Annotated in this window: 14 protein-coding genes and 5 tRNA genes; 6 read left to right on the top strand and 13 right to left on the bottom strand. The window is 58.7% G+C overall.

Annotation, left to right across the window (positions count from 1 at the left end; translation table 11 throughout):
- Positions 1-80 precede the first annotated feature (80 nt).
- From ansB to GWQ22_RS00885, 3 genes are all read right to left on the bottom strand, one after another.
- Complete coding sequence (gene ansB / locus GWQ22_RS00895; RefSeq protein WP_042038960.1) at positions 81-1,139, bottom strand: L-asparaginase 2; 1,059 nt, start codon at positions 1,137-1,139, stop codon at positions 81-83.
- 130 nt (positions 1,140-1,269) lie between these two features.
- On the bottom strand, positions 1,270-1,464 hold the full coding sequence (locus tag GWQ22_RS00890; RefSeq protein ID WP_108537601.1) for a heavy metal-associated domain-containing protein: 195 nt from the start codon (positions 1,462-1,464) through the stop codon (positions 1,270-1,272).
- A 210-nt stretch (positions 1,465-1,674) separates the two neighbouring features.
- Positions 1,675-2,625 (bottom strand): AEC family transporter, encoded by a 951-nt coding sequence (locus GWQ22_RS00885; RefSeq protein ID WP_275929212.1) that lies wholly within the window; start codon positions 2,623-2,625, stop codon positions 1,675-1,677.
- Between the two features lie 140 nt (positions 2,626-2,765).
- On the opposite strand from GWQ22_RS00885, the gene treR reads away from it, so the two are divergent.
- The 5 genes from treR (at position 2,766) to GWQ22_RS00860 (ending at position 8,469) form a co-directional block, all read left to right on the top strand.
- Complete coding sequence (gene treR, locus GWQ22_RS00880; protein WP_275929211.1) at positions 2,766-3,713, top strand: trehalose operon repressor TreR; 948 nt, start codon at positions 2,766-2,768, stop codon at positions 3,711-3,713.
- Positions 3,714-3,904: 191 nt separating this feature from the next.
- Complete coding sequence (gene treB, locus GWQ22_RS00875; RefSeq protein WP_212514653.1) at positions 3,905-5,335, top strand: PTS trehalose transporter subunit IIBC; 1,431 nt, start codon at positions 3,905-3,907, stop codon at positions 5,333-5,335.
- Between the two features lie 67 nt (positions 5,336-5,402).
- On the top strand, positions 5,403-7,064 hold the full coding sequence (gene treC, locus GWQ22_RS00870) for an alpha,alpha-phosphotrehalase (RefSeq protein ID WP_275929210.1): 1,662 nt from the start codon (positions 5,403-5,405) through the stop codon (positions 7,062-7,064).
- Positions 7,065-7,067: 3 nt separating this feature from the next.
- Positions 7,068-7,691, top strand: a complete 624-nt coding sequence (locus tag GWQ22_RS00865) for a sugar O-acetyltransferase (protein WP_275929209.1) — start codon at positions 7,068-7,070, stop codon at positions 7,689-7,691.
- A 445-nt stretch (positions 7,692-8,136) separates the two neighbouring features.
- The gene (locus GWQ22_RS00860) at positions 8,137-8,469 is read left to right on the top strand and encodes a hypothetical protein (RefSeq protein ID WP_275929208.1); all 333 of its coding nucleotides are present in this window, start codon (positions 8,137-8,139) and stop codon (positions 8,467-8,469) included.
- 247 nt (positions 8,470-8,716) lie between these two features.
- Here the strand turns inward: GWQ22_RS00860 and GWQ22_RS00855 are convergent, their stop codons facing one another.
- Both GWQ22_RS00855 and nhaC read right to left on the bottom strand, forming a co-directional pair.
- Complete coding sequence (locus tag GWQ22_RS00855) at positions 8,717-9,106, bottom strand: aldehyde dehydrogenase family protein (protein WP_275929207.1); 390 nt, start codon at positions 9,104-9,106, stop codon at positions 8,717-8,719.
- 104 nt (positions 9,107-9,210) lie between these two features.
- Complete coding sequence (nhaC, locus tag GWQ22_RS00850) at positions 9,211-10,620, bottom strand: Na+/H+ antiporter NhaC (protein ID WP_042038947.1); 1,410 nt, start codon at positions 10,618-10,620, stop codon at positions 9,211-9,213.
- Positions 10,621-10,919: 299 nt separating this feature from the next.
- On the opposite strand from nhaC, the gene GWQ22_RS00845 reads away from it, so the two are divergent.
- Complete coding sequence (locus tag GWQ22_RS00845) at positions 10,920-11,129, top strand: hypothetical protein (RefSeq protein ID WP_275929206.1); 210 nt, start codon at positions 10,920-10,922, stop codon at positions 11,127-11,129.
- Here GWQ22_RS00845 and GWQ22_RS00840 read toward each other — a convergent pair.
- The 8 genes from GWQ22_RS00840 to glgC form a co-directional block, all read right to left on the bottom strand.
- The gene (locus tag GWQ22_RS00840; protein ID WP_181364681.1) at positions 11,124-11,396 is read right to left on the bottom strand and encodes a late competence development ComFB family protein; all 273 of its coding nucleotides are present in this window, start codon (positions 11,394-11,396) and stop codon (positions 11,124-11,126) included. The genes GWQ22_RS00845 and GWQ22_RS00840 overlap by 6 nt on opposite strands.
- A 109-nt stretch (positions 11,397-11,505) precedes the next feature.
- A tRNA-Leu gene (locus tag GWQ22_RS00835) sits at positions 11,506-11,591 on the bottom strand.
- A 71-nt stretch (positions 11,592-11,662) separates the two neighbouring features.
- A tRNA-Leu gene (locus tag GWQ22_RS00830) sits at positions 11,663-11,748 on the bottom strand.
- Positions 11,749-11,792: 44 nt separating this feature from the next.
- Positions 11,793-11,878 (bottom strand) — tRNA-Leu (locus GWQ22_RS00825).
- Between the two features lie 44 nt (positions 11,879-11,922).
- Positions 11,923-12,008 (bottom strand) — tRNA-Leu (locus GWQ22_RS00820).
- 53 nt (positions 12,009-12,061) lie between these two features.
- A tRNA-Leu gene (locus tag GWQ22_RS00815) sits at positions 12,062-12,147 on the bottom strand.
- Positions 12,148-12,275: 128 nt separating this feature from the next.
- Positions 12,276-13,736 (bottom strand): glycogen synthase GlgA, encoded by a 1,461-nt coding sequence (gene glgA / locus GWQ22_RS00810; RefSeq protein ID WP_275929205.1) that lies wholly within the window; start codon positions 13,734-13,736, stop codon positions 12,276-12,278.
- Positions 13,726-14,943: a glucose-1-phosphate adenylyltransferase gene (glgC, locus tag GWQ22_RS00805; protein WP_275929204.1), complete on the bottom strand. Its 1,218-nt coding sequence runs from the start codon at positions 14,941-14,943 to the stop codon at positions 13,726-13,728. Before glgC ends, glgA begins: the two co-directional genes overlap by 11 nt.
- Positions 14,944-15,068: the final 125 nt, after the last annotated feature.

The following is a 15,068-nucleotide window of genomic DNA, read 5'->3' as shown; positions in this document are numbered from 1 at the left end:
GAAGATGACGCCATGAGCAAGGGCAGGAGCCGATCCTGCCCTTTTTTCATGGGGTGACGTTAGCGGGTTGAGCCCCGGGATCAGAACTGCTGGAACCAGCGCTGGATCTGGACCGGATCCTTGCTCTGGGTCAGGGAGAGCATCAGCAGGATGCGCGCCTTCTGCGGGTTCAGGGTACCGGCAGCCACGAAGCCGTACTTGGCGTCATCGATCTCGGCATCCAGAGTGGTGGCGCCGGTCGGCACGCGGGTGGAACGCACCACGCGGATACCATCCTTGCTCGCCTGAGCCAGGGTATCGAACAGGGTGTGGTAGAGGTTACCGTTACCCACACCGGCACTGACGATACCGTCAAACTTGGCATTCACCATGGCCTTGGCCGGCAGATCGGTGGCGTTGGCATAGTTGTAGACGATGCCCACTTGCGGCAGCTTGTCGAGCTTGCTCACATCGAACGGGGTCTTGCTGGTGTGCAGGCGGGCCGGGCTGCGCTGATAGTCGATCTTGCCGTTGTGAATGTAACCCAGCGGGCCAAAATTGGGGGAGGCGAAGGTCTGTACCCCGGTGGTGTTGGTTTTGGTGACGTCGCGGGCATCCAGCACTGTGTCGTTCATCGCCACCATCACGCCACGGCCCTTGGAGCTCGGGTCGGAGGCGGTCACCACGGCGTTATACAGATTCAGCGGGCCATCGGCGCTCATGGCGGTGGAGGGGCGCATGGCGCCGACCAGCACCACCGGCTTGTCGCTCTTGACGGTCAGATTGAGGAAGTAGGCGGTCTCTTCCATGGTGTCGGTGCCGTGGGTGATGACGATGGCATCCACGTCATCCTTGGCCAGTAGCTCGTTGACCCGCTTGGCCAGGGTCAGCCACACCTCGTCGTTCATGTCCTGGGAGCCTATTTTGACTACCTGCTCCCCCTGCACATCGGCCACGTTCTTCATCTCGGGAACTGCAGCAATCAGGGTCTCGATAGCTACCTTGCCAGCCTCGTAGTTGGACTGGGTGGCCGACTGGCCCGCCCCGGCGATGGTGCCGCCGGTTGCCAGAATATGGACGCTGGGCAGAGCCATCGCCATGGGGGAGAGGGTCAGGCCAACAACGGCGGCGAGCAGGGTCTTGCGGATCGGTAGGGTCATGCTGCAAATCCTTATGGTTGGAATAATCGCAGCCAGTTTGCCCATTTAAACAGCAATATCTGTGATAACACTCACCAAAAGACAGGTGGGTACAGATTTTTAACCTGTTTAATACCTCTATAGAGATAAATTAACCTACCTGAAAGCCCTGTGCTTCGATCAGGGCGATCAGCGCTGCCTTGCTCAGTTCGCTCTCGATAACAGCCTTGCTGCTGGCAAAATCCACCCGGGCCTGACTAATAGCGCTCTGGGCCAGCAGGGCTTTTTGCAGGCTAGCGGCGCAGCCACCACAGGACATGCCGGACACTGTGAGTTCGATAGTCATGGGATATCTCCTCTGTTGATGTCGTGTCAGCCTAAAGCTGCCGCCCGCGGCAAGGTCAAGCCGTGCCGGACTGGCCAACGGCAGCCTCCCTCAGCCCATCAGCCCGAGGTAGTTCATCAGGGTGGCGCCCAGGCTGGTGCTGATCAGTGAGCCCTGTGTGGTGGTGGCGATGGCATATTGACGGCGAACACACCGTCATCGGATGGATCGCTATCCCATCAGTCTCAGGTAGTTCATCAGGGTGGCACCCAGGCTGGTACTGATCAGTGAGCCCAGCGTGGTGGTGGCGATGATGTTGGCAGCAAGTACGCTGTCGCCGCCCATGGCGCGGGTCATCACATAGCTGGCGGCGGCTGTGGGGGTGGAGCTGATGAGAAACAGTATGCCGAGCGCCTGCGGGCTGAAGCCAAGCGCCCAGGCGCCCGTCACCAGCAGCACCGGAATGCAGAACAGCCGGTTGGCGGTGGCCCAGCCGGTCAGCATGGCACCGCCGCGCAGGGCTTTGAGGTTGAGACTGGCGCCGGTGCAGAGCAGGGCCAGCGGCAGTGTCATGTTGGCGAAATAGTTGCCCGTGGTGATCACCAGCTGGGGCAGCTCGATACCGAGCAGGCCGAATGGCAGGGCGGACAGGATGGCGATGATCAGGGGGTTTTTGGCGATCCCCTTCAGGATCGGCTTGATCCCCTGGTTGCCCCCCAGACTGCGGGTCAGGGTGATCACGGCGAGTATGTTGTAGAGCACGGTCACCGAGCCCACCAGCAGGGCGGCTGCACCTATCCCCTCAGCGCCGTAGGCGTTTTGCACATAGGCCAGCCCCATGATCCCCATGTTGCCGCGAAAGCTGCCCTGCACGAAGATACCGCGCTGACGCCGCTCCGGGATGAAGCGGGCCGCCAGTACCTCCAGCACCAGAAAGCCGGTGAGCGTGCCGAGCAAACCGTAGAGGATGAGCCAAGGACTCGGCATGGTGGAAAAATCGGTGCGCACCATGCTGAGGAACAGCAGGGCCGGCAGGGTGACCTGAAACACCAGGCGGGAGGCGGATTCGACGAAGCTGTCTGGCAGCAGGCCCAATTGCTTGAGCCAGATGCCGAGCATTAGTACCACGCAGATGGGGCCCGTGATGGAGAGGGAAAAGTGCAGGCTTGCCAGCAGATCCATGATGCGCGTCCTGTGCGATGGCGAGCGGCACGGCGTTCGCCGGGGGAAAAAAAGCATTCTAACGCCATGGGCTTGTATTCACAGGGCTTAATCACAACAATGTGGGCAATTCTGCCGCCGAGCCCCCTGTGAGCCAATTCATGGACAAGAAACTGACCATCCTCGATATCGCCCGTCTGAGCGGAGTCGGCAAGTCGACCGTCTCCCGGGTGCTCAATCAGGATCCCAAGGTGAAGCAGGCGACCCGCGAGCGGGTGGAGCAGATCATTGCTCTGCACGGCTTTGTGCCGAGCAAGTCGGCCCGGGCCATGCGCAGCCAGAGCCAGCAGGTGGTGGGGATCATCGTCTCCCGACTCGACTCCAGTTCCGAGAACCAGGCGGTACGCGGCATGCTGGAGACCCTCTACCAGCGTGGCTATGACGCCGTGCTGATGGAGAGCAAGTTCTCCCCCGCCAAGGTGCTGGAACATCTGTCGGTGCTGGAGCGGCGCGGGGTGGATGGCATCATCCTCTTTGCTTTCAACGATCTGGACTACGACGCCATGGCGCCGCTGCAAGAGAAGCTGGTACTGGTGGCCCGCGACCATCCCGGTTTCTCCTCTGTCTGCTTCGACGATGCCGGGGCTGTGCGCACCATGCTGGCCGCGCTGGCGACCCGCGGGGTAGGCGAGATCGCCTATCTGGGGGTGGATACCTCGGACCTCACCACGGGCCAGCGCCGTCTCAATGCCTATCTCGGCTACTGCGCCGAGCAGGGATTGACGGCGCGCAGTGCTCTCGGCGATCTTAGCCTGCAGAGTGGCTACCGGCTGGCGGCCGAGCTGCTCACCCCTGCCACCCAGGCGCTGGTCTGCGCCAGCGACACCCTCGCCATAGGTGCTGCAAAATACCTTCAGGAACAAGGGCGTAGCGAGGTGCTGGTGACAGGCCTTGGCAACAACCCCATGCTCAGCTTCCTCTTTCCCAACGCCCTCAGCCTGGATCTTGGCTACCAGGGGGCGGGGGAGCAGGCTGCCCGTCAGCTGCTCGGCCAGATCGAGCAGGATCACCGTCCGCTGGCGACCATAGCCCCCTGCAATACCCTGTGAGCTCCATCACTTAGCCCTGAACAAAAAACGTGCTTTTTGTGATGCTGACCACGAAATGGGAACGTTCCCATTTCGATTGTATCAAATTGGCTGCATGCTAAATAAGAACGATACCAAAAACGCTCAGACCAGCAGACTGGTCCAAAAGGGCGGAGTAGACCAATATCAATAGAGTCACAGAGGGAAGACTCATGTCAAAGATCAACGCACAACAGCTTGCCACCCTGATCGACAAGATCGGCGGCAAAGAGAACATCGCCACCGTCAGCCACTGCCTGACCCGCCTGCGCTTCGTGCTGAACGATCCGGCCAAGGCTGACAGCAAAGCCATCGAGACCATACCTGCGGTGAAGGGCTGCTTTACCAATGCCGGCCAGTTCCAGGTGGTGATCGGTAACGAGGTGGATGACTGGTACAAGGCGCTCACCAAGGAGATAGGTGTCAGTGGTGGCAGCAAGGATGCCGCCAAGCTGGCCGCCCGTCAGAACATGAACCCGCTGGAACGGGGCATCTCCCATCTGGCGGAGATCTTCGTACCCCTGCTACCTGCCATCATCACCGGTGGTCTGATCCTGGGCTTTCGCAACGTCATCGGCGATATCAAGATGTTCGATGATGGTACTCATACCCTGGTCGAAATCAGCCAGTTCTGGGCTCAGGTCCACGCCTTCCTCTGGCTGTTGGGCGAGGCGATCTTCCACTTCCTGCCGGTTGGCGTCTGCTGGTCTGCGGTGAAGAAGATGGGGGGCTCCGAGATCCTGGGGATAGTGCTGGGTGTTACCCTGGTCTCGCCGCAGCTGATGAATGCCTATGGGATAGGCCAGCAGATCCCGGAAGTGTGGGACTTCGGCTGGTTTGTCATCGAGAAGGTGGGCTATCAGGCCCAGGTTATTCCAGCCCTGCTGGCGGGCGTGGCACTGGCCTATATCGAGACCACCCTCAAGCGCATCATTCCGGCTTATCTCTACCTGGTGATCGTCCCCTTCGTCTCCTTGCTGCTGGCGGTGATCCTGGCCCATGCCCTGATAGGCCCCTTTGGCCGCTGGATTGGTGACGGCGTCGGCTTTGCGGCCAAGGCAGCCATGACAGGTTCGTTTGCTCCCATCGGTGCTGCCCTGTTCGGCTTCCTCTACGCACCCCTGGTTATCACGGGTATCCACCACACCACCAACGCAGTGGATCTGCAATTGATGCAGAGCATGGGTGGTACCCCGATCTGGCCGTTGATCGCCCTCTCCAATATTGCGCAAGCTTCGGCTGTGGTGGGCATCATCCTCATCAGCCGCAAGGAGAACGAACGGGAGATTTCCGTGCCTGCCGCCATCTCGGCTTACTTGGGCGTGACCGAACCTGCCATGTACGGTATCAACCTCAAGTACAAGTTCCCCATGCTGTGCGCCATGGTGGGCTCCAGTCTGGCGGCGCTTATCTGCGGCTTCGCCGGTGTGATGGCCAACGGCATAGGGGTGGGCGGCCTGCCGGGCATTCTCTCCATCCAGCCTCAGTATTGGGCCGTCTACTCAGTCGCCATGCTGGTGGCCATAGTGGTGCCCATGGTGCTGACCCTGTTGGTTTACCAGCGGCAGCAAGCGGCCGGCAAGCTGGCCCAGGCCAGCGCCTGAACATAGTCATCAGGGCGGCCCTAACGGGTCGCCCTCTCCTTTTTCATTCGAAACAAGAGCAAGACTCATGAACCAAACACCTTGGTGGCAGAGTGCCGTGATTTACCAGATATACCCCAAGAGTTTTCAGGATTCCGCTGCCCGTGGCACCGGCGATCTCAAGGGGATCATGGCCCGCCTAGACTATCTCAAGACCTTGGGGGTCGATGCCCTCTGGCTGACTCCGGTTTACGTTTCCCCTCAGGTAGATAACGGTTACGACATCGCCGACTATCTGGCCATCGATCCCGCCTATGGCACCATGGCCGATTTCGAAGCGTTGCTGGCTGCGGCGCATGAGCGCGACATCCGCATAGTGATGGATATCGTGGTGAACCACACCTCTACCGAGCACGCTTGGTTCAAATCCGCGTTGGGAGATAAAAACAGCCCCTACCGCGACTACTACATCTGGCGCGATCCGGTGGACGGCGGCGTGCCCAACAACTGGCAGTCCAAGTTTGGTGGCAGCGCCTGGGAGTTGGATCAGGCCACCGGCCAGTACTACCTGCACCTGTTTGCCCGCGAGCAGGCGGACCTCAACTGGGAGAATCCGGCCGTGCGCGCCGAGGTGAAGAAGGTTATCCACTTCTGGGCCGAGAAGGGCATCGATGGCTTCCGCCTCGACGTCATTAACCTCATCTCCAAGGATCAGACTTTCCCGAACGACGAGATTGGCGATGGCCGCCGGTTCTACACCGATGGGCCGCGTATCCACGAATTCCTGCAGGATGTGAGCCGCGATGTTTTTGCACCGGTGGGCGTCATGACGGTGGGAGAGATGTCCTCTACCTCGCTGGAACACTGCCAGCGCTACGGCGCGCTCGATGGCTCCGAGCTCTCCATGGTGTTCAACTTCCACCATCTGAAGGTGGATTACCCCAACGGCGACAAGTGGACGAAAGCACCGTTCGATTTCCTCGAACTGAAGCGTATCTTCAACCACTGGCAGAGCGGCATGCATGGCAAGGGCTGGTCGGCGCTGTTCTGGTGCAACCACGACCAGCCGCGCATCGTCTCCCGCTTCGGGGACGAGGGCGAACATCGGGTTGTGGCCGCCAAGATGCTGGCCAGCACCCTGCACGGCCTGCAGGGTACGCCCTACATCTATCAGGGGGAGGAGATCGGCATGACCAACCCCGGTTATCAGAGCATCGATGACTATCAGGATGTGGAGAGCCGCAATATCTTCGCCATCAAGCAGGCCGAAGGGATGAGCGAGGCCGAGATCCTCGCTATCCTCGGCGCCAAGTCGCGCGACAACTCGCGCACCCCGATGCAGTGGAGTGCCGCCCCCAACGCCGGTTTCACGAAAGGTGAGCCCTGGCTCACCCCTGCCGCCAACTACCCCGAGATCAACGCAGAGGCAGCGCTGGCCGACCGCGATTCCGTATTCTGGTACTACCGGGATCTGATCGCTTTGCGCAAGGCGCACCCCATCTTCACCCAGGGGGATTATCAGGAGCTGCTGGTGGGGCATCAGCGGATCTGGGCCTATACCCGTAGTGCCAACGGCCAGACCCTGTTGGTAGTTAGCAACTTCTACGGCGAGCCGACAGAGTTCGTGCTGCCTGCGCAGATGCTGGCTGGAGAGGGACGCCTGCTGCTTGGTAACTACCCGGATAGCCCGGCCCGGCCGCAATCTTGTATGCTGCGCCCTTATGAATCCCTGATCTGGCTGATGGAATAGACGATGACACAGGCCCCGCCCATGGCGGCAACAGAGGCTCGGCAACCCGTGCGCGGGCCCGAGTGGCAGAAGATGGTGGCGGGGGAGCCCTATGATGCAGGAGATCCTGAGCTCAAGGCGGCGCGTGAGCGCTGCCGTTTCCTCTATCACACCTTCAATACCAGTTGGCAGGAACCGCCGGCGCGGGACGCCATGCTGCGGGAACTGTTTGGCAGCCGTGGCGCTGTGTGCGCCATCAATCCTCCGTTCTTCTGCGACTACGGCGCCAACATCCACCTAGGGGAGAACTTCTACGCCAATGTCAACTGCACCATCCTCGATGTGTGCGAGGTGCATATCGGTGACAACGTGCTGCTGGCGCCAGGGGTACAGATCTACACCGCGGCCCACCCGGTGGCGGTGGTGCCGCGGGTGGCCGGGGTCGAGTTCGGCAAGCCGGTGCGCATCGGCAACAACGTCTGGATCGGTGGCAGCGTCGTCATCTGCCCGGGTGTCACCATAGGGGACAACAGCGTGATCGGTGCGGGCTCAGTGGTCACCCGGGATATTCCGGCCAACGTGGTTGCCGTCGGCAATCCCTGCAAGGTGCTGCGGCCCATGACGACAGAGGAACTGGCAGGAATATGAGTATCAAAGGGCAGGAGATCCTGCCCTTTGTGTTGTCCGTCTGTAAACTTATTCCAACCCTCATTCCACCGAGGAATAGGGGTCAAAGCGTGCTTCCTGCGTTAGCCAAATTGGGAGCGACGCCGTGTCGTTCCCCTGCCATAAACCAGTGCCCGTTGCGGCGTTGGCGATACCTGAACCCAAGATGGATATCCACATCAGATTTTTTGAATATCTAGGCCAGTTTATATCGCTAACAAAGATGGGTAGAGGTGTCTAATATTCACTCAACGCTTAGGCAGGAACGCCAAGCGGCCAAATAACAGGTCGTTCCAGGCTGTGGCACCATCAAACAGGGTGTCGGATGTCAGTGAAAGAACAACATACTATTTGAATAACCTCTTGCATGGATGCATTGATTCAGGCCGAACTGGCCTTGGCAATGACATAAAAACCAAGAGAGTGAATGAACATGAAAAACGTAATCAAGATGCTGGCCGTTGCAGGCCTGATGACAGCCGGTGTCGCCCAGGCTTCTGTCCCCGCTGACCTCAACGCCACGCCGGGCGTGCTGTTTGTCAATTGGCATGCGAGCGCTGCCGCGGATGGCAAGGCTAACCCCATGCTGGAAGTGCGTGACGAGTCTGGCGATATCGTTGCCTCCGCCCACGCCAATCTGGTGGGGACCCAGCAGGTTCGTATTCCAAGCCGCGCTCAGGGCAACCTGACCGTCACCTTGGGTGAGCAGAGTAGTGATTACCGCATCCCGTTTGGTATCGGCAGCGGCAAGCAGCGCTAAGCCGTACACGCAAGCAGAGAACGATGGCCACAGGCCAGACCGGCAGTCGCTGGCAAAGGACTCGGTCATGTTCCGCCACAGTGGCGTGAACATGCAGAGTGTTCAGAGAGAAGGCCCCGCATTGCGGGGCCTTCTGCTTTTTGTGCGCGGCGAGCAATCCCTTGTCAGAGTTTGACCATAATATGGCGCGGCACCGTGCAGTCCTCCTGCGCATAGAGGGAGAGATCCTTGCCGTAGCCCGAGATCTTCATGCCGCCGACAAACTTGTCGTAGATCTTGCCCTGGTCATTAGGTACGGCTGGCGGCGGTGCAATCCTGGCCGGCGTTGTAGAAGCCGACCCGCCACCACCGCCTCCAGATCCGCATCGTCGAAGATGGTCACCCCCAGCTCAAGCTGGGTGCGCTTCATGGTGCGTGCAGCGCTCTGCAGGATCTTCTGGCCGGTGGCGATATCGCCGGTGAGCGACACCATCCGCGCCAGCGGGTGCTCCACCAACGGCGCCCCCACGCTTTCGTCACGCCCGCAGATGACGCCGCGCGGGAAGATCTCGCTGCCCAGCTCGGCGGCGGCGCGGCTCACTGAAAAGCTGTCAGCCACAGCCACAAAATAACGGATCTGGCGAAAGGTAAAGCTCATCGGGCATCCGGCCACTCGCGACTGTGGTGGCTGTCAGCTTAACCTCGAATCCCGCTCAAACAAAAGGCGCCGTGATGGCGCCTTTGTCATTGATCTCGCAACGATTAGCGAGAGCTGGCTGCGGCCACCAGCGGAACCCGGTTCACCCCTTTGCCCATGTAGGCGAGGGTGACGGTCACTATGATGCAGGTGAAGCTGAGCCACATGTAGGGCAGGTAGTCGAGGGTGGCGACTCCGAGCACCCCTGCCATGAAGATGCCGTTGTCGCTCCAGGGCACCATGCCGCAGGTGAGGGTGCCGCCGAACTCGGCGTTGCGGGAGAGGTTCTTGCGTGCCAGTCCCAGCCGGTCGTAGTTCTTGGCCATGATCTTGGGGGTCAGGATCAGTGATACATACATGGCCGAGCCGAACACGTTGGCCAGAAAAGCGGTACCAATGGTGTGGCTGGTCAGGCTGCCGACACTGTTGATGCGTTTTTCGAAGGCACTCGCAATGACGGAGAGAATACCGACCTTCTCCAACAGACCACCAAAGCCCAGACCAAAGATGATGACTGCGACCGAGCCCAGCATGGACTCCATGCCGCCGCGACCGAGAATGTTGTCGATAAAGTCGATGCCAGAGCTGATGGCAAACGGGCTGTAGGCGGAGTGCATCGCCTTGACCGGATCCATGTCCTGAAATGCGATGGCCCAGATCAGGCCCAGCAGGGCGCCGAAGCTGATCACCGGGAAGGCGGGTTTGCGGTTGGCCAGCAGGCCCAGCACCAGCACCACGGGGACTATGGCCAGCGGGGTGATGTTGAACTGGTTGTCGAGCGCCTCCATTACCAGATTGACCTGCTCCAGACTGACATTGCCTGAGTATTGCATGCCCACCACGGTGAACAGCACGGCGGTGATGACATAAGAGAGCAGGCTGATGGGCAGCATCCCTTTGATGTGCTCCACCACGTCGACGTTGGACATGGTCGAGGCCAGCACCACGGAGTCGGAGAGCGGAGAGAGCTTGTCACCGAAGTAGACGCCGGAGAGTACGGCCCCAGCCACCAGCGGCGCAGGCACGCCGAGACTGTGGCCGATCCCCATCATGGCGATACCGGCCGTGGCGGCAGATCCCCATGAGGTGCCAGTGGCCAGTGAGGTCAGGGAGCAGATGATCAGGGTTGCCAGCAGGAAGATGGACGGGTGGATCACCTTGAGGCCGAAGTAGATGATGCTGGGCACTATGCCGCCAGCAATCCAGGTGCCAACCAGCGCACCGACGGAGACCAGGATAAGGATAGCCCCCATCCCCTTGGCGACGCCGTCAACGGCCGCCTGCTCCAGAGATTTGTAATCGTGGCCAAGCTTGATGCCGAGCCCCATGATGATGAACCAGGCGATGAACAGCGCCAGTTGGATGGGCAAATCGAGCACGCTGGTGAACGAAAATGCCAGTGCCAGGAAAATGGCCAGACAGGCAAACACCTGCGCCATGTTCGGTAGTCGGATGTGGTTTTGTTGGTTTTGCATAGATACTTCCTAAACTCTTGCTCGCCAAGGTCAGTCCCTCTCGTCCTGTGGATACACGTATCCCGAGGGGCCAACCCAAAAAGAGGCCGCAATCTACCACAAACCTGGGGGGGAGAATCCCAACAGATTTAGCAAAAATGCACTTTTGATTGGAAAACTTACCAATTAGTTGATCTCATAACCCGTTTTTGAGTGCTCTGTTTGCCCCGATGGACATTTGAATCTGATAGAAAAGTCCGATTGCATACGTCTAAAATACAAATGATAATTGTTATCAAATAATGAGGGGATGCATCACCATGATCTGGATTGTGAGAGTCATGCTGTTGGGCGGGCTGCTGGCTGTGCTGGGCTGGGGTCAGGATAAGGAGTACGGTATCTGGAGTCTTGGCTTTGTGCTGGCCGCCTGGGTCATGCTTGAACCCAGCTTGAGGCCAGCCTTGATCCTGCTGCCAGTGGCAGGGCTGACCGGTATTGTCACTTTGCTCTGGCAGCAGCCCTGGTTATGAGGTTTTGACGGGATCCTGCTTGATCTTTTGCTGTGCCAGTGTAAGTGAGTCGACAACCAGCCTCTCCATTTCGGTGCGCTTGGCATCGGTCAGGAAGTAGAGCATGTCGACACTGTGGCGAATATAGTGGGCCGGGAGCTGGTTGAGGGTGAGACAGCAGAGATCGGCCATCTGGTCGCTGGTGAGCGTCTGTTGCAGTCCCTGTTGCTCAATCTCCTTGAGCACCAGATGTTCGTAAAAGTTGTGAATATCGGTATCCGGTAGCATATGCGTTCCTTGGCATGGCGATGGGCGGTAAGTCGTCAAAAGCATAGTCATAACAAGGAGTGAAAATAAAAGGCCCATCACTTGCGTGATGGGCCTTTTATGTAATGAATGGTGCGAATAGAGGGACTCGAACCCTCACATCCGTGGGACACTAACACCTGAAGCTAGCGCGTCTACCAATTCCGCCACCTTCGCACACTGATTTTCTCCAGCTGGTTTTTAAATGCGGTTGGAGCGCATTGCTCTGTTTTTACATGTCAGAGTCATGGTGCGAAGAGAGGGACTCGAACCCTCACACCCGGGGGGCACTAACACCTGAAGCTAGCGCGTCTACCAATTCCGCCACCTTCGCACATTGTGTTACCAGTTTTGATTTACATGCTGTCTGGAGAAGCATGGTGCGAAGAGAGGGACTCGAACCCTCACATCCGTGGGACACTAACACCTGAAGCTAGCGCGTCTACCAATTCCGCCACCTTCGCACATTGTATTACCAGTTTTGATTTACATGCTGTCTGGAGAAGCATGGTGCGAAGAGAGGGACTCGAACCCTCACACCCGGGGGGCACTAACACCTGAAGCTAGCGCGTCTACCAATTCCGCCACCTTCGCACATTCGGGTTTTCTAGTTGGATTTACATGCTGCTGAATCAGCATGGCAGTATTGGTGCGAAGAGAGGGACTCGAACCCTCACATCCGTGGGACACTAACACCTGAAGCTAGCGCGTCTACCAATTCCGCCACCTTCGCATCACTGCGGAGGGGGATTCTATAGAGTTTTGGGGGAGCGTCAACAGCCAAAGGGGACTTTTTTCGTTGTTGACGTCCAAGGTGAAACCAAGGGTACAAAACTTCAGCAATTAGCCGACGTTTACGGCTCAGTAACGGCCCAATGCACTCTGGTACATCAGCTCGTACTGGGTGACCGAATCAGTCCAGTTGAAGCGGGTGCTCATGGCGTTGTGCTGCACCTTGGCCAAGCGCTCTTTGTCCTGCAGGAAGTAGAGCAGACTGCGGCGCATCGTATCGAGCAGGATGGAGGCCGTCGGATCGTTGAAGCAGAAGCCGGTGGCATGCTCGGGATCGGCATCCCAATCCACCACGGTGTCTTTCAGACCTCCCACTGCACGCACCAGTGGCAGGGTGCCATAGGCGAGGCTGTACATCTGGTTGAGGCCGCAAGGCTCGAACAGCGAGGGCATCAGGAAGAAGTCGGCACCGGCTTCGACCAGATGGGCCAGACGATCGTCATAGGTGTTGATGAAAGCGAGTTTGCCGGGATACTGCTGGGCCATGGTTTGCAGTTGTGTGGCGAGCGCAGGATCGCCAGAGCCGACGATCACCACTTGCACCTGATGGTGGAGGAATTTCTCCAGTGCAGGGAGCAGCAGGGGGACGCCCTTCTGCTCGGTCAGGCGACAAACCATGCCGTAGATGGGCAGATCCGCAACGGCAAGCCCGGCTTCCTCTTGCAGGTGCTCTTTGCAAATCTGCTTGCCTGCCATGTTGTCGATGCTATAGGTCGCAGGCAGGAACTCGTCGAACGCCGGATCCCAGTCCTTGTAGTCGCAACCGTTTAGGATGCCGCAGAGATCGGCGGCCCGCTGCTGGAAGATATGCGCCATGCCGTGGGCGCCAAGGTGAGTCAGCAGCTCCTGGGCATAGTTGGGGCTGACCGCATTGATTTTGTCGGCGTAGAGCACCCCGCATTTGAGCAGGTTGACGTGGCCGTAGTCATAGTTGAGGCGGTGTTCGTAATCCGCGATCTCGGGCATGGCCCAGAACTGCTCGCGGCCGAACACCCCCTGAAACGCCGCGTTGTGAATGCTGATCACACTGCGGGTCTGCTGGAAGAAGGGGTTGTGGGCATGGCGGGTTTTCAGCAGCAGCGGCAGCAGGCCGGTATGCCAGTCGTTGCAGTGGGCGATATCCGGGGCAAAGCCGAGCTGCTCGCAGGCATGGAGGGCCGCGGCCGAGAAGAAGGCAAAACGTTCGCCATTATCCGGATAGGCCTGATTGTTCTCGGCGTAGAGCTGGGGACGATCGAAATATTGCGGGCAGTCGAGCAGGTAGACGCAGACGCTATCCAGTGCCATCTGGTAGATGCGATAACCGATGTCTGGCAGCCCTGGATGGGTTGGCAACCAGTGTGAAGCGACCAGTCTGGCCTCATCCCGTCGCTTTATCGTCTTGTAGAAGGGCAGCATGATCCTGACATCATGTCCCTTCTGGGCCAGGTACATCGGCAGGGCTCTGGCGACGTCTGCCAGACCGCCGGTCTTGGCCAGCCCCTCAACTTCCGAGGCAACAAACAGGATTTTCAGTGGGTTAATAGCCAACTCTTGCTCCCTTAGGTACCACCACGATACCGCCTTCGGATACGGTAAATCGCTCTCGATCGTGGTCCAGATTTTCACCGATAACGGTGCCGGGCGCAATTTCAACATTTTTATCTATGATCGCGCGCCGGATGGAGCAGCCTTCACCAATCTTCACCTCCCCCAGCAGCACGGACTCACTGACATGGCTGCACGCGCCGATATTGCAACGGAAACCGAGGATGGAACGCTGGATCTGGCTGCCCTGAATGAAGCAACCGGCGGAGATGAGGGAGTTGGCTATCTTCACTTTGCACTCGTCGCTGTCGATGAAGGTGGCGGGCGGCAGTGCCGGATAGTGGGTGTGCAGCGGCCACTTGCGGTTATAGAGGGAGAAGGGAGGATTGTCGGCCACCAAATCCATGTGCGCTTGCCAGTAGGAGTCCAGGGTGCCCACATCCCGCCAGTAGACGCTCGGTCTTTCGCCCGGGATGACGTTGGTGCTGTAGTCATAGACATAAACGGGAACGCGCGGGTAGAGGCTCGGGATCACATCCTTGCCAAAGTCGTGGCTGGAGTTCTCCTCGGCAGCATCCCGCTTCAGCTCGCGGCAGAGGGCGTCGGTTTCGAAGATGTAGTTGCCCATGGAGACCAGCGCCTGGGTCGGATCGCCGGGGATGTGTTTGGGGTGCTTGGGCTTTTCCTGAAAGCCGATCATCTTCCCTTCGGTATCCACCTCGATCACCCCGAATGCGCTCGCCTCTTCGATGGGCATGCGCAGGGCGGCGACCGTCATGGCGGCACTCTTCTGCTTGTGGAAGGTCACCATCTGGCTCACATCCATTTTGTAGATGTGGTCGGAGCCAAAGATGCAGACGTGATCCGGTTCGGCCCGCTCGATAAAGCCGAGGTTCTGGTAGATGGCGTCTGCGGTGCCGTCATACCAGCGTTTGCCCATCCGCATCTGGGCCGGGATGGGGTCGATGAAGCGGTCGGTGATCCCGACGATATTCCAGCCCTTCTTCATGTGCAGATAGAGGGACTGGGATTTGAATTGGGTCAGCACGTAGATGCGCAGAAAGTCTGCGTTGACGAAGTTATTGAGGACAAAGTCGATCAACCTGTAGCTGCCACCGAAGGGGACGGAAGGCTTGCTGCGGGTGGTGGTCAGAGGCTGCAGGCGAGTACCTTCGCCACCAGCCAGGATCATGGTCAAGATGCCTGCCATCGTATTTCTCTCCCTGAATAAACAAGATGAAAAGGTTTTCAATGCTAGGTATAAAAAACACCCCTAAAGGGGTGTTTTTTATCGTGCTATTCGTACCTTATCAGATACCGGATGGCGCTCTCTAG

Origin of the sequence: Aeromonas sp. 1HA1 (assembly GCF_029237385.1) — a bacterium.
Classification (GTDB): Bacteria; Pseudomonadota; Gammaproteobacteria; order Enterobacterales; family Aeromonadaceae; genus Aeromonas; species Aeromonas popoffii.
This window is presented reverse-complemented; position numbering and strand designations above follow the sequence as displayed.

What these genes read in the sequence shown, in the direction of transcription:
- nhaC (WP_042038947.1), bottom strand. Translation starts at nt 10,620, where the DNA reads ATGCAAAACCAACAAAACCACATCCGACTACCGAACATGGCGCAGGTG.
- GWQ22_RS00885 (WP_275929212.1), bottom strand. Translation starts at nt 2,625, where the DNA reads ATGGATCTGCTGGCAAGCCTGCACTTTTCCCTCTCCATCACGGGCCCC.
- treB (WP_212514653.1), top strand. Translation starts at nt 3,905, where the DNA reads ATGTCAAAGATCAACGCACAACAGCTTGCCACCCTGATCGACAAGATC.
- glgC (WP_275929204.1), bottom strand. Translation starts at nt 14,943, where the DNA reads ATGGCAGGCATCTTGACCATGATCCTGGCTGGTGGCGAAGGTACTCGC.
- GWQ22_RS00845 (WP_275929206.1), top strand. Translation starts at nt 10,920, where the DNA reads ATGATCTGGATTGTGAGAGTCATGCTGTTGGGCGGGCTGCTGGCTGTG.
- GWQ22_RS00865 (WP_275929209.1), top strand. Translation starts at nt 7,068, where the DNA reads ATGACACAGGCCCCGCCCATGGCGGCAACAGAGGCTCGGCAACCCGTG.
- GWQ22_RS00855 (WP_275929207.1), bottom strand. Translation starts at nt 9,106, where the DNA reads ATGAGCTTTACCTTTCGCCAGATCCGTTATTTTGTGGCTGTGGCTGAC.
- GWQ22_RS00860 (WP_275929208.1), top strand. Translation starts at nt 8,137, where the DNA reads ATGAACATGAAAAACGTAATCAAGATGCTGGCCGTTGCAGGCCTGATG.
- treC (WP_275929210.1), top strand. Translation starts at nt 5,403, where the DNA reads ATGAACCAAACACCTTGGTGGCAGAGTGCCGTGATTTACCAGATATAC.
- treR (WP_275929211.1), top strand. Translation starts at nt 2,766, where the DNA reads ATGGACAAGAAACTGACCATCCTCGATATCGCCCGTCTGAGCGGAGTC.
- ansB (WP_042038960.1), bottom strand. Translation starts at nt 1,139, where the DNA reads ATGACCCTACCGATCCGCAAGACCCTGCTCGCCGCCGTTGTTGGCCTG.
- GWQ22_RS00890 (WP_108537601.1), bottom strand. Translation starts at nt 1,464, where the DNA reads ATGACTATCGAACTCACAGTGTCCGGCATGTCCTGTGGTGGCTGCGCC.
- GWQ22_RS00840 (WP_181364681.1), bottom strand. Translation starts at nt 11,396, where the DNA reads ATGCTACCGGATACCGATATTCACAACTTTTACGAACATCTGGTGCTC.